Raw genomic sequence first — 13,399 nt, forward strand, 5'->3', positions numbered from 1 at the left:
TGAAGCGCTGTGAGGGGGTTCCATTAAAGCATATCCCTGATGTGTGGGCCCCTACTATGGGAAAGGGATATACGTTTTTAAGTAATCAGCTCGGCAGGAACTCTCGGCCCCAACCGGTGCCAGCAATCCGCCGTTCAATCATGTCGTCCACCTGCTCATCGCTGTATCCAACACCGGCAAGCACTTCGCGTGTGGAATTGCCGTAAGCCTCAGTGCTAGGCAAGGCGCGGATAGCGGCTTCTTCCGGGCGGATGGAGTAATGGTCGATCAGCGTCACGCGGTGCCCACTTGGGTGATCCTCATAGGTGGAAAATGCGTAACTGCCACGATCAATACCAACCGCACCATCAGCCGTACGGGTGTACGTGTCACGCAGATGCTCGATGCCCAGAGGTTGAGCCGCTGCAATATCCGCTGCTCTCAGCTTCTCACACCAGCTTTCTGCAGTGTCCTGTTCAAAGGCAACTCGCAGGAACTCAGCGGTGTCATTGGCTTCTTCCACACCGCTCAGACCTTCAACCTGTGCAAGGTCGATAAGCTCGTGGTCTTCTGCATCCATAAAGATCCAACCATCAGAGGCTTTATAGAAGTGTGACAGCGCGTGGTTGCCAAGGGCATCACGTCCGGAGGCTTCATCAAACGGGGCACGGCCTTCATAATCAAACGCAAATTTGATCTGCGCCAGATTGGTCACCGCTGACAGAGAGGTCCGCGCACGGGAGGTCTGACCGGTTTTGTGCTTGTGATAAAGCGACAGCGCCATACCAAGGCCAGCAGCAAAGCCACAGTTTACGTCAAGCGTACCAAGGTGCGCATGCTCTTCCGGTGTATCAACGCCGCCAAACCGGCTCATGATGCCGCTATTGGCCTGAATGATGTCATCATAACCAATGTAGTTGGTCTTCGGTCCCGGCTTTGGTCCGCCAAGGCAGTCCAGACGGCAGAACAGAACGCCCGGATTGATCGCCTGCAAACTGTCATGGTCAAGGCCTAGCGGCTTCATCTGACGGTCAGGGGCATTGATCACCACAAGATCAACGGACTTCACCAGACGCTCAAAAGCCTCACGGCCTTCGCCCGTAGTAATGTCCACCAGCGCACTCTTTTTGCCAATGTTGGTCTGGAACGTAAACAGCGTACCAATTAGCGGATCGTAAAGCGGCTTCACCGGATCCAGCTTGATCACCTCAGCACCAAATCGCCCGAGGAACGCTGTGGAATGCGGACCCGCAATCACGTTAGTCAGATCCAGAATACGCAGATCATTGAGCCAGCCGTCTTTGTCTGCCGCTGGAGCTGTTGGGGCAGGCAAAGAGCCCGTGTCGCCAACGGCTTTAAGAGTTGCCAAAGCCTCTTCAAAGGTTACGTTCTCGCGGGGTTTTGGAGTGAGCAGGTAGTCTACAATCTCCTCAAACCACACAACAGGACCGGGCTGTTTCATCAGGCCGTATTCAGGGTCGTTCACTTCGACAATCAGACCGGACGTGTTGCAGTGCTCGCTGTTCACCCATTCCTGTGTGGTGCGATGTGGAGCGCCCGGAATCTGGCCTTCACCAAAGATAACGCCCCATTCATCAGAGGTTTTAGTGAGGAACACCTTCTTCATTTTCACAGAAATGATATCAGCCCACTTTTTCGGAAGCGGATAAACACCAATGGACGTTTCCCCGTCCCACTCAGCAATTGGCAGGTGCAGGTTGTTTACCTCAGGCAGACCTTCAGCAAGCAGCTCCTCGTAGATCCCGAGAGCCTGCAGGCAGCGGCGGGCGTGGTTGCGGTGAGACGGGCAGACCGCATAGAAATAACGGCCATCTGCACACTCATAGGTCCGGTAGAACGGATCGAGGTATTCCTGTAGATCCTCATAGGAAAGATCCATCTCGATATCATTTTCACGGCGATGAGTAATCTCGTGCTCGCGCATCGTCATGTAGCGCTCTGGCATGCCTTCAATCACAACTGAATTGTAAGAAAGGCCTTCCATAAGAGCAGCTGCAATCGGCACTTCAATCGTATCACCACGGCCTGTCTTCTCACGGGCAAGCAGCGCCATCACGACAGAGCTGGCCGCCATTGTTGTGGCATAAGAAGAGCCCAGTGGAAGCGGTGAGAAGCTTGGGTTCAGACCCATAAGAACACGGTTAAAGCCCATGTCGGTGAACGCGCCCGATGTGGCGGCCACGATAGCTTCCGTTGCTTTCCATTCACGGCGCAGCTCATCATTGCTGGCAAATCCTGGGACTGAAAGTGTAACCAGCTCAGGGCGTTCAGCACGTAGCGCAGCAAAATCGACACCAAGGTCTTTCATCTTGCCAGGGCGGAAGCTTTCAAGCACCACGTCGGCTGCTGCAATCAGGTCAAACGCCTTTTGCAAGCCAGCTTCTGACTTCAGATCAAGCCGGATGCATTTCTTGTTACGATTTAAAATCGCATTTGCCGGGTGATCCCACTGAGGCCCTTGAGGCGGATCGACGTGAATAACAGTTGCGCCCATATCCGCAAGGATCATAGCAACAGCTGGACCTGCAATCTGCTGACCGAAGTCAACAACTCTGACACCTTCAAGGGGAAGTCTTTTTTCCATGCAACATCATCCTCAGAAACCGCCCATCGGCAGTTCTCAGTTTATTCCAGACACAATTATGTCTTTGATTTCAGGTTGTTATGGGTGAAATGCTTCGCAGCAACGGTTCACTTCATTGGAAAAACAATAGGCAGGCACCTACGTAGAAACCAGCAATTTAAATTTCGGTGCAGGCATAAAAATTTTTGTAGCTCGTCTAATTCTGAACTGTTTGATTTTGCCTTTGCCGGACTGGTGGAAGCTGAAATTTCTTCCACCAAACCTGTTTTATGCCGCCTGTGCAGCGGGGACAGTGTCCTGCCCAAAAGGGAGATTACCCCTCATGTATTACTTGCAACAGCCAGTTTCTGAAGGTGACAGCATGCGGGTGCTCAAGGCTTGTGTTGGAGTAAACCAGATAAAACGCTTCTTCCGTCGGAACGCGATTTTCCAGTGGAGCAACCAGCTGGCCGGACTTCAGTGCATTTTCCACAAGACTTGTTCTGCCCAAAGCAACGCCTTCTCCTAAAGCTGCCATTTCCAGAGCCGTGACAAGCGTATCAAACTGATAGCTCTGCCGCAGTTCCACATCACTGTGCTTGGTCTGCTTCAGCCAGTATCCCCAGCCTTCCTGATAGCCAATCACATGCAAAACACTATGATTTGCAAGATCTTTTGGCGACTCTAACGGTCCGTTTTCTTCCAGGTAACAAGGGCTGCAAACCGGAAATAACTCGTCTCGTGTCAGTCGGTCACATTGAACTGACGGCCATTTTCCCCGCCCGTAGCGCACTTCCAGATCGCAGTCGCCGGAGGTTTCTTTGTTGTCCAGCCAGATGTTGGAGGTGACACGCAGGTTGATCTTTGGATGCAGCTTGCGAAACTCTTTCATACGCGGGGCAAGCCAGCGCATGAAGAACACCATGTTGATCTTCACAGTCAGCAGATTGTTCTGCCCCTGACCGAAGATTTCCTCCGTTGCCGCCTTCAGGCGCTCCACGGATTCGTGGACTGCCGGCAAATACGCCGCCCCCGCATCTGTCAGCTCCAGGCCACGCGGCAATCGTTTAAACAGCACAGATCCCAACTGACACTCCAGGCCTTTGATCTGGTGACTGATCGCTGCCTGCGTAAGGTTGAGCTCTGTTGATGCATGCGTAAAGCTGAGATGACGCGCCGACGCTTCAAATGCCCTGAGCCAATTGAGCGGGGGTAAATTCTTCTTCATTAACTTCTCCCATTCGTATGGGTAGAATTTCATACTCTACGTAAAACTATTCATAAATATTTTTATACCATTGGGTCTTTTTTTGTTGATTGATAACAATTTAACCCTCCGGCAAAAATTCAACCTTCAATCAGGACAGCAAAAATAAAGCTTGAGGGGGACAAATGTATAATAACAGCAATACTGAAAGAAGGACGGGGGAGGGCCTGTTTACAGGTGTAAATCCTGTTATGGCTGTCGGGTCTACAGTACTCGTCATTGCGTTTGTTTTATTTACTGTAATGGTTCCTGAAACTGCTGGCTCACTTTACAATTCAGCCAAAGGTTTCATCGCAAATAATCTATCTTGGTACTATATTGGTCTGGTCAGTTTTTTCCTGTTTCTGGCTTTCGCGATGACCATGAGCCGTTACGGCAATATTCGCTTGGGCAAAGATGACGAAAAGCCGGAATACAGCTTCTTTTCCTGGTTCTCGATGCTCTTTGGGGCCGGCATCGGTATCGGGATTCTGTTCTGGAGTATCGCAGAGCCGATCTACCACTTCCAAAGTAATCCGTTTATCGCAGAAGGGCAGGAAAGCTCCGTAGAAGCCGCTCAGATTGCAATGCGGATCAGTATTTTCCACTGGGGTTTGCATGGTTGGGCACTGTTTGCACTCTCCGGTCTGGGACTAGCTTATTTCCACTATCGCAAGGGCCTGCCGCTGTCCGTTCGTTCAGGGCTCTATCCGATTTTTGGTGATAAGATTTACGGTCCAATCGGTCACGCTGCCGATCTGCTTGCAGTTTTCGGTACAGTCTTCGGTATTGCGACATCTCTTGGGTTGGGAGCCCAGCAGATGAATACCGGCCTGAACTACTTGTTCGGCTTTGAAGTCAGCATCACCAACAAGATCATCATCATCGCGGTTATCTCCGTACTGGCAACCATGTCCGTCCTGAGTGGCGTGAACAAGGGCATCAAAATCCTGAGTGAATTCAACATGCACCTCACCATGGTGATGCTTGTGTTCTTCCTCATTTTTGGCCCGACAGTTTACATTCTCGGGTCTTTCGCAACCAATCTGGGCGACTACCTGACCAACGCAATTCCGCTTGGCTTCTGGGTCGAAACTGATCCGAGCAACAGCTGGCAGGGTGGCTGGACCATCTTCTACTGGGGCTGGTGGATCGCATGGGCGCCATTTGTTGGCATCTTCATCGCGCGCATCTCCAGAGGCCGTACGGTTAAAGAATTCCTGCTCGGCGTATTGCTGGCACCAACACTGCTCTCCACATTCTGGATCACCACCTTCGGCAACACCGCAATGTTCCTTGAACTGTTCGGCGCTGGCGGCGTGACGGAAGCGGTGAACGCGGACATCACCTCGGCTCTTTACACAACCATCGAACTGATGGATCTGGGCTCCACGCTCACCATCCTCGGCGCGGCGATGTGTACAGTTCTGCTGGTGACGTACTTTGTAACCTCTGCGGATTCCGCGACGCTCGTTATCTGCACCATCTTGTCCATGGGCGACGAGAATCCGGCCAACCGCTACCGCATCTTCTGGGGCCTTTCCATTGGCGCCGTGTCTGCGGTGCTGTTGTTCGCCGGTGGCTTGCGAGCCTTGCAAACAGCCTCGATCGTGGCGGCCCTGCCGTATTCCTTCGTGCTGATCCTGACCACGTGGGGATTGCTCAAATCACTCCACCTCGAGGTCTCAGAAATCATCTCCACCATAGATGACGAAGAGCATCCTTATTCAGCTGGCAATGCAGCCCCTGCTGCAGCCCCGGCCGAGTAAGGCGCTCTCACCCCGAACCATCTGGGATGTTCCCGGCATCCCAGATGGTGATAATAACCAAAGGTTCATTCTCATGACATCTCAGATCATTCTGCCGCGCATCATGCAAGTTGGTGCGGGAGCCGCCCTTCAATTGCCTGCAGTTCTGGCAAAAATCGGCTGCAAAAAGCCTCTCATCGTCACAGATCCCATGATGGTTCAGCTGGGATATTCCGAATCTATGCAGGAAAGCCTGAAGGCCGAGGGCATTGAAAGCGAAGTTTTTGCAGACACTTTGCCTGAGCCAACCGTCGCCTCCATCCTTCCGGGTGTGGAAAAGGCGCGGGAAGACAGCTATGACTGCATCGTAGCTCTTGGCGGCGGCAGCCCGATCGACAGCGCAAAAGCCATTGCGATTCTGGCAAAGTTTGGCGGGGAAATGCGCGACTACCGCTTCCCACGAGACGTCACGGAGCAGGGCCTGCCAGTTATTGCAGTTCCTACAACTGCTGGCACCGGCACAGAAGTCACTCGTTTCACCATCATCACGGATGAAGAGCGCGGCGAAAAGATGCTGTGTGTCGGCATCGGCTTCATGCCTGTTGCCGCACTGGTGGACTACAAACTCACCATGAGCCTGCCAGCACGCATCACCGCGGACACCGGCATTGATGCCATGACCCATGCGCTCGAAGCCTATGTCAGCAAAAAGGCAAATCCATACAGCGACAGTCAGGCACTGGCTGCCCTGAAGCTGATCGGCCCGAACCTGCGTGAAGTCTACCACACCGGCAACAACGAAAAAGCACGTGAAGAGATGATGCTCGGCTCAACCCTTGCAGGCGTTGCGTTCTCAAGCGCATCCGTTGCTCTGGTGCACGGCATGAGCCGCCCGATTGGCGCGTTCTTCCACGTGCCGCACGGCCTTTCCAATGCGATGCTTCTGCCAGATGTGACAGCCTTCTCAATTCCAGCTGCTCCAGAGCGTTACGCTCAGGCTGCACGCGCATTGGGTTTTGCATCCCAGCAGGATGATGATGCTATGGCAAATCGCAAGCTCCTGATTGAGCTGCGTGCCCTGAATGATGAGCTCTCCGTACCAACGCCGGAAGAGTTTGGCATTGATCGTCAGGAATTCATGGACCGCTGCGAAACCATGGCAGAGCAGGCGCTCGCCTCAGGTTCTCCTGGCAACAACCCGGTCACGCCAACCATTGCTGAGATGATGGAAATCTATCAGGGCTTGTGGGATGCCCGCGGCTCCGACAGCGAGTCTGTTGCAGCTGAATAAACTGAAACTCCTACGCTCCCGAGAGGCCAGCTCACGTCCAATGCCGTGAGCTGGCTTTTTTATTGTGGCTCTGGCGAATTAAGCGCCAATCTCCAACACAAACCGGGCGCTAAAGTCACCTTCCCACCACATCGGGAAGTTGGTGCTCCACTTGTTGTTGTAGATGTTGAACCGAAGCCCCTGATCATAAGCAGGTGCCCTGTGCTGGAACGGCATAAACGGCAAATCAGCAGGGGCCACAAGCGGAGTATCCAGCGGAACAATGCGGATCTCCTGATCTGCCTGTGCTTTTGCCCCAAAGATCGCCTGCAACTGACCGCCACTCATATCCGGCAGATCATGCGCATCCACCCAATATCCGGTCTTATCGAACTGCCAGCGTGCCGCACCATCTGGCGCAAACCGCAGGAACCCAGCCTCAGGCATACGATTGGCAATCTTACCGTAAAGCCGCAGCGTTATCTCCAGCTTGTCGTTTGACCCATTCAGTGCCAGCTGAATGTTGGAAGTCGCGCCGGGAATATCCGAAGCCATGACATAGGAAAGAACGACGTGATCGTCGGCAACCGCAAGCCCTTCAAACTTCGGGCAATGGCTTTTGGATGTCGCAGTCCCAGCCTTATCCAATCCCGGCTTGATGTGATCCAGAATGGCCCATTCTTCTTCGTGGGTCAGATAGGCATCCATATGCGCTTTGACATCGCTGGCATCATAGGTTTCATGGGCAAACGAAAGCAGATTGTCATCCAGCCCAAACAGGTCTTTCCCATCTGGTGTTGTAAGCCGCTTGATAGCACCGGTGTCACTATTAATCTCCATGGACCAGCCACCAAACCCGGCCTCATCGATAATCTCAAACGGACCAGCATGCGGAAGAGGGCAACACAGCTCTTTAAGCGCTGCCCTGGCAACCTTCTGATCACCCTTATCAAGCGCAGCAACGGCATCCTTACAATAGGCCCGCTGTTCAGCCCAGGACGCTTCAGCATACTGAAAGCGCGGGTCGTTTTGGCGTGCAGCGTCAAAATCCCCACGATCCCACGCCTGTTCATCGCGTAGATAGGTTTTGATATCTACCCCGCACGTATGCTCTGCCACCATGGAAAGTTTGCGGCCAAAGGAAAGCCGCTCCAGCGTGATTTTGTCGTCAGCGAAACGATCATAAACCCGCTGCAATGCCCGGTACTGTGCTGACTTTACAGGATCAGTCGCACTGCCATGGATCCAGCTGTCGCCGATTTCCTGCGTTACAACGGGGAAGCTTTCCCAGTGTGGCCACAGCACCTCGGCAAACTCATCCAGCGTCGCTGCCTTGATCTGATAGTCCGGATACTGCCGCTCCATCGCACGGTACACATTCACCGTCTGTCCAATGTTCTGCGGTCCGATATTGTCTTCCGTATGTGCAAAGCTCAGGCCATCAGAAACACCCGGAATAAACTGGGTTGCGCCATAGGAGTTCTGGTAGAGCACCAGAACCTCCTCACCGGAAGGGGCCTGCCAGCGGAACACATCCGGCAGTTTTGGTGTTGGAGAGGCGGTGTTGACCCCCAGATGCAAAAACTTGATGCCAGCTTTCGCCATCAATGGCACAATGCCGAGCGTATGCCCGGGGACGTCCGTCATTTTTGCAGCAATGGTGTTCACTCCAAACCGCTCATCCAGCTCTTTGGAATAGGAAAGACCAGCCTCAAACAGAGCAGGTGACATAAGTTCAGAATGCGTCGTGAACGGCAAACCGTGCCAGCGGATCAAACCCTTCTCAATGGCGGCTTCCAGACGCTTTACGTCAGATGCAGGCGCCTCGTTCAGATAATCCCAGATCAACCATGCGCCCGTCGTCCAGCGAAATTTAGGATCCTGCGGGTTTTCGAAATAGAAATGCTCAGCTGTATCAAGCGCTTGCGGTAAGAAATGGCCGTGATAACGCTGCCGGACCTTCTCCGCATGATCAGTGAAGCCGATATCCAGATGGGTTTTGAAAATCAGGTGAATAGTATTTGGGGACATATTTCTTTGCTTCTTATGAGCCGACAGTACCGCGCACAATCAGGCGGGTCTGCAGTGTCTCGGTCATGGCTGGGGCATTGGGGTCTTTAAGGCGCCGCAAGATGAGCCGTACGAGAGCCCGGACACGATCTTCAAGATCAATTTTCACAGTGGTGAGGTTGTAGCTCAGCCATCCGGACTGAGCGATGTCATCAAAGCCAACCACTTTCACATCCTCAGGAACCCGCAGGCCCAGTTGAAAGCGCAGAGCATCAATCACACCAAATGCACCAACATCATTTGCAGAGAAAATGCCATCAACGCCTTCGCCAACCTTGAACAGGTCCAGCGTGGAGGCGAGGGCGGTCTCATAGGTATAGTCGCCCTGCAACACCAGCGGCTCTGGCAAACCACGCTCTTTCATGATGCATTTGAACGCGCGCTCACGCTCTGTATTTGCAAGGGATGTGGTCGTACCACCAAGATAGGCAAAATTCTTGCACCCATAAGCCTGCATCAAAGCAACAGCCTGATCGATGCCAGTCTTCTGGTCCACAATCAAGCGGTCGAAGACAGACGTGGAGCCCGGCTGGTTTGGCAAACTGCCATCCTCCGAATAACTCACGTAAATCGGCACGGCCCGGCCCAGCGAATGGGTCAGTGTATCAGGTGAAACGTTCTCGGCAAAAGCGATGATGCTGTCTAGATTGAAGCCCTTCATATAGGTCAGCAACCGCTCATCCATGCTCTGGTCAGTGCGGGTCTTGAAGAGCAGCGTGGCAAACCCTTCCCCTTGCAGGGCAGTGGTCAGCGCGTCGATCTCCTGCGATTCCCATGGACTGCACACATCCGGTACGATCACCCCCACCAGATGGGATCGGCGTGTCACCAGCGCGCGGCCCGCCATGTCTGGCGTGTAACCCAGCTCCTTCGCGATCTTGAGAATCAGATCACGCTTTTCCTTCTTCAAAGAGGCATGTGGATTGAAAGCGCGTGAAACAGCGACTCGCGATACGCCTGCAAGTTTGGCAACTGTATCTGCCGTCGTGCGTTCGGGGCGTTTCGCCTCTTGGATGTTTGGATGCTCTGACACTCAAAACCACTCAAATTATGAAAACGTGTTCACTATTAATGCCGTATATAACCCTAGGATGTCAATCGAACATTCTTTATGCACGACGAAAATATGACAGTTTTGTGCCGTTTCTGTAAAATATTTGCTGGCGTAATATTTTAGAATCCTCTTGATTTTCTCTTGAGTGTTGACGAATAATGAAAACGTGTTCATTTTAAATTCACTGATCGATTTCTCAAGATTAGTGACAAGGCACACCAACACAGGATGCCCTGGGGGGATAATTTAGATGAGTAAATTGCGTAGTTATGCATTGGGTCTTGCAGCTGCCACAGCATTGGCCGGGCCAGCAATGGCAACGGACGTCACCATCACTTGCCGTTGTGTGGAAGGCGGCGTGAACAGTGCAGCTGCTGTCTGGCTGAAAACAAGCGTCATTCCTGGTTTTGAAACCATGATGAAAGCCACAGGCAAAGACGTAAAAGTAATTTTTAAAGAGTTTGCCGGAAAAGACGAGCAGCTGACACAGCAGCTTGCTCTGGACTTTTCAACCGGCGCAGGCGCGGACGTATCATCGTTCGACGGCTTCCTTATTCCAAACTTCGTAGACGCCGGTCTGCTGAAGCCATTAGAAGAGGTTGCTGGCGCAGAGGTGAACCAGTGGGAAGGCTGGTCTCACATTTCTGATGGCTCCAAAGAGCTGATGTCCTACGGCGGCAAAGTCTATGGTATCGCGCTTGGCACTGACAGCCGCATGATCTTTGTGCGCAAAGACATCTTCGCACAGGCAGGTATTGACGCTGACACATGGCAGCCAACATCCTGGAAAGACGTTCTGGATGCAGCGCGCACCATCAAAAAAGCAATGCCTAAATCCGCTCCGCTTCAGTTGAATGCGGGTGTTTCCATGGGCGAAGCAACCACCATGCAGGGCTACTGGATGGCCATTCTGGGCACCGGTGAAGGCATGCTGGATGAGAACGGCAAGTGGATCGTTTCCTCACAAGGTATTCTCGATACGCTGAACCTTTATAAGACCATCTACGTTGATGAAAAGCTTGGCGACAAACGCGCTCAGCTGCTTGGTGATGGCCGCAACCGCACATTCGCAAACTTCCGCGATGGTAAAACAGCAATGCTGGTTGAAGGCGACTGGTTCTACCGCTCAGTCACCAAGCCGGGCGCTGAATTTGAAGTCAAAGACCGTGACGTCAACATGACCTGGAAGAAGATGCCTGCTCAGGAGCCAGGCAAAGGCTTCCGCGGTCAGGACTTCGTGACCATGTCCGGTGGTACGGGTTTTGTGATCAATCCAAACTCCAAAGCTCCAAAAGAGTCCTGGGCACTGTTGTCCTACATGAACTCCAAAGAGCAGCTGGATGCATTCCAGGCGATCAACCCGCGCGTTCGTATTCGTGATGATGTCTGGATTCCAAACTCTGACTTCCTGACAGAAACCTCTCAGACACTTCTGCCACTGACCACAGCCCGCCCAAACAACGCCTACTACAACAAAGTGTCTGTTGCAGTTCAGCGTATGACAGAAGCAGTTGTCTCCGGCGAGCAGACACCAGAACAGGCCATGGCGCAGTACAAGTCTGACGTCACCGCCATTGTTGGTGAAGGAAACACCGTAAGCAAATAAGGCTTACCCCAACTCCGGGGCAGGGCGCGCTCCTGTTGCGCGCCCTTATCCTCTCCCTGATCTTTCGATCCAGTAATCTCCCTTCTTGGGAAGGTGTATTTTGAAGAACTTCTCTTTGTTGTCTGTGCGCGCGGGAACGCTGTTTTTCTCGCCCGCTGCGGCTCTTGTCGGCGCATTTGTGATCGTCCCCTTCTTCTGGGTGATCTTTGTCTCCTTCACCAACAGAACTCTGCTTGGTAAAACAGCTCTCAACCCCGAGTTTGTCGGGTTTGATAATTACGTCGCCTTGTTCAACATGGAAACGTTCTTCACACGAGGCCAGTTTGGGTTCTCGCTCATTCTTACAATTCAGTTTGTGCTGCTCTCCGCTCTTATCGGGCAGGCACTGCTGGGCATGATCCTCGCTTGGTTGCTGCAATCAACTCCCAAATACGTGAAGCTCTTCTCTGAATCTGCCGTCATCGTGGCTTGGATTCTGCCAGAAGTCGTAATCGGTTTCGCCTGGTTCGCCTTCCTTGATTACGACAACGGCACCTTGAATATGCTGACAACAGCACTCGGGCTGGAGCCGGGAGACTGGTTGCTGGACAATCCGTTCTGGGTGATCGTGTTCTTCAACACCTGGCGCGGTGCAGCGTTCTCCATGATGCTGTTCAACTCCGCGTTTGCCTCTCTTCCGCCAAGCTATTTTCAGGCAGCTGATGTTGCTGGCGCGACGTCTTTCCAAAAATTCAAAGACATCGCCTTGCCGCTCATCAAAGGGCACGTGGTGACAGATCTGATCCTCATCACCATGTGGACGTTCAACGTGTTTACCCCGTTCCTGCTGACACAAGGCGGCCCGTCGTACCGCACCGAGCTGCTGTCCATCTACACGTATCGCGTCGCCTTTAAAGACTTTGAGTTTGGCAAAGGGGCCGCCGTTGGCGTGGTCATCATGTTGATCAACCTTGCCTTTGCTCTGTTCTATCTGCGCATCGCAAAACAGAAACATAAGGGAGCGGAATAATGACCCTCTCATTCCAGCAAATTCTGTCTCGTATCAGCTTCTCTGTTCTTGCAGCCCTGATCGGCATCTGCTTTGCCTTGCCTTTGATCTGGTTCCTGTTCGCTCCCTTCAACGCGCGGGCAGAACTCGGACTGGAAATTCCAAGCCCGTTTACGCTGAAGAACTTCTTCACCGTCTTTGAAAACACCTTTGCAATGCGCGGATTGCTGAACTCGTTCATCCAAAGCATTGGCGGCGTGGTTCTTGTCGGGTTTGCTGCAACTTTGGCAGCCTATGCTCTGTCACGCTCTGACATTCCCGGCAAAAAAAGCATCACATACTTGTTGCTGCTTTTCTCCTCCGTGGTGTCCGGCAGTGCGGCGATGGTTCCAATCTTCCTGATCGTCTCCAAGCTCGGCCTCATCGACACCCATGTCGCTGTAATCCTCGTCTTCGCTGGCGGTCTGCTGCCAACAGCCATGTTCATCCTGCGCGACTTTATCGACGGCATTCCAAAGTCCTATGAGGAAAGCGCCATGGTCGCTGGAGCGTCCTCCATGCAGGCCTTCCGGGATGTGGCACTGCCAGTCATCCGTCCGGGGATCGTGGTCGTCGTGGTCTGGGCGTTCGTCAATATCTGGGGCAGCTTCCTGATCCCGTTCATTCTGCTGCGCTCTGACGAGTTGATGCCTGCTTCTGTGGCCATCTACTCCTTCTATTCAGAAGCCGGAACGCCAATCGTCACGCTGCTTGCAGCCTATGCGCTGATCTACTCGTTCCCTGTCATCTCTCTCTATCTGTTCGTAAACTGGAAGTTTGGTTTCCGGTTCTTCGGCGGCATTAAAGCATAATCG

9 protein-coding genes are annotated in these 13,399 nt (G+C 52.9%); 5 read left to right on the top strand and 4 right to left on the bottom strand.

Features of this window, described 5'->3' with window-relative positions; all coding sequences use genetic code 11:
* Positions 1-85: 85 nt before the first annotated feature.
* Positions 86-2,584, bottom strand: coding sequence for a CoA transferase (locus PsAD13_RS14920; RefSeq protein WP_063318651.1), 2,499 nt, complete (start codon positions 2,582-2,584; stop codon positions 86-88).
* A 313-nt stretch (positions 2,585-2,897) separates the two neighbouring features.
* Positions 2,898-3,791: a transcriptional regulator GcvA gene (gcvA, locus tag PsAD13_RS14925; protein WP_063318652.1), complete on the bottom strand. Its 894-nt coding sequence runs from the start codon at positions 3,789-3,791 to the stop codon at positions 2,898-2,900.
* A 164-nt stretch (positions 3,792-3,955) separates the two neighbouring features.
* On the opposite strand from gcvA, the gene PsAD13_RS14930 reads away from it, so the two are divergent.
* Positions 3,956-5,578, top strand: a complete 1,623-nt coding sequence (locus PsAD13_RS14930; RefSeq protein WP_208980913.1) for a BCCT family transporter — start codon at positions 3,956-3,958, stop codon at positions 5,576-5,578.
* Positions 5,579-5,651: 73 nt separating this feature from the next.
* Complete coding sequence (locus tag PsAD13_RS14935) at positions 5,652-6,848, top strand: iron-containing alcohol dehydrogenase (protein ID WP_057465389.1); 1,197 nt, start codon at positions 5,652-5,654, stop codon at positions 6,846-6,848.
* Between the two features lie 78 nt (positions 6,849-6,926).
* On the opposite strand, the gene PsAD13_RS14940 is transcribed toward PsAD13_RS14935, so the two are convergent.
* Positions 6,927-8,858, bottom strand: coding sequence for a DUF5054 domain-containing protein (locus PsAD13_RS14940; protein WP_063318653.1), 1,932 nt, complete (start codon positions 8,856-8,858; stop codon positions 6,927-6,929).
* A gap of 13 nt (positions 8,859-8,871) precedes the next feature.
* On the bottom strand, positions 8,872-9,930 hold the full coding sequence (locus PsAD13_RS14945; RefSeq protein WP_063318654.1) for a LacI family DNA-binding transcriptional regulator: 1,059 nt from the start codon (positions 9,928-9,930) through the stop codon (positions 8,872-8,874).
* A gap of 271 nt (positions 9,931-10,201) precedes the next feature.
* Between PsAD13_RS14945 and PsAD13_RS14955 the strand changes: the two genes are divergently transcribed.
* From PsAD13_RS14955 to PsAD13_RS14965, 3 genes are all read left to right on the top strand, one after another.
* Positions 10,202-11,557, top strand: a complete 1,356-nt coding sequence (locus PsAD13_RS14955) for an extracellular solute-binding protein (RefSeq protein WP_063318656.1) — start codon at positions 10,202-10,204, stop codon at positions 11,555-11,557.
* Positions 11,558-11,657: 100 nt separating this feature from the next.
* On the top strand, positions 11,658-12,566 hold the full coding sequence (locus tag PsAD13_RS14960) for a sugar ABC transporter permease (RefSeq protein ID WP_063318657.1): 909 nt from the start codon (positions 11,658-11,660) through the stop codon (positions 12,564-12,566).
* On the top strand, positions 12,566-13,396 hold the full coding sequence (locus PsAD13_RS14965; RefSeq protein WP_063291991.1) for a carbohydrate ABC transporter permease: 831 nt from the start codon (positions 12,566-12,568) through the stop codon (positions 13,394-13,396). Before PsAD13_RS14960 ends, PsAD13_RS14965 begins: the two co-directional genes overlap by 1 nt.
* Positions 13,397-13,399 lie beyond the last annotated feature (3 nt).

Origin of the sequence: Pseudovibrio sp. Ad13, from assembly GCF_001623225.1 — a bacterium.
Classification (GTDB): domain Bacteria; phylum Pseudomonadota; class Alphaproteobacteria; order Rhizobiales; family Stappiaceae; genus Pseudovibrio.

What these genes read in the sequence shown, in the direction of transcription:
- PsAD13_RS14920 (WP_063318651.1), bottom strand. Translation starts at nt 2,584, where the DNA reads ATGGAAAAAAGACTTCCCCTTGAAGGTGTCAGAGTTGTTGACTTCGGT.
- gcvA (WP_063318652.1), bottom strand. Translation starts at nt 3,791, where the DNA reads ATGAAGAAGAATTTACCCCCGCTCAATTGGCTCAGGGCATTTGAAGCG.
- PsAD13_RS14930 (WP_208980913.1), top strand. Translation starts at nt 3,956, where the DNA reads ATGTATAATAACAGCAATACTGAAAGAAGGACGGGGGAGGGCCTGTTT.
- PsAD13_RS14935 (WP_057465389.1), top strand. Translation starts at nt 5,652, where the DNA reads ATGACATCTCAGATCATTCTGCCGCGCATCATGCAAGTTGGTGCGGGA.
- PsAD13_RS14940 (WP_063318653.1), bottom strand. Translation starts at nt 8,858, where the DNA reads ATGTCCCCAAATACTATTCACCTGATTTTCAAAACCCATCTGGATATC.
- PsAD13_RS14955 (WP_063318656.1), top strand. Translation starts at nt 10,202, where the DNA reads ATGAGTAAATTGCGTAGTTATGCATTGGGTCTTGCAGCTGCCACAGCA.
- PsAD13_RS14965 (WP_063291991.1), top strand. Translation starts at nt 12,566, where the DNA reads ATGACCCTCTCATTCCAGCAAATTCTGTCTCGTATCAGCTTCTCTGTT.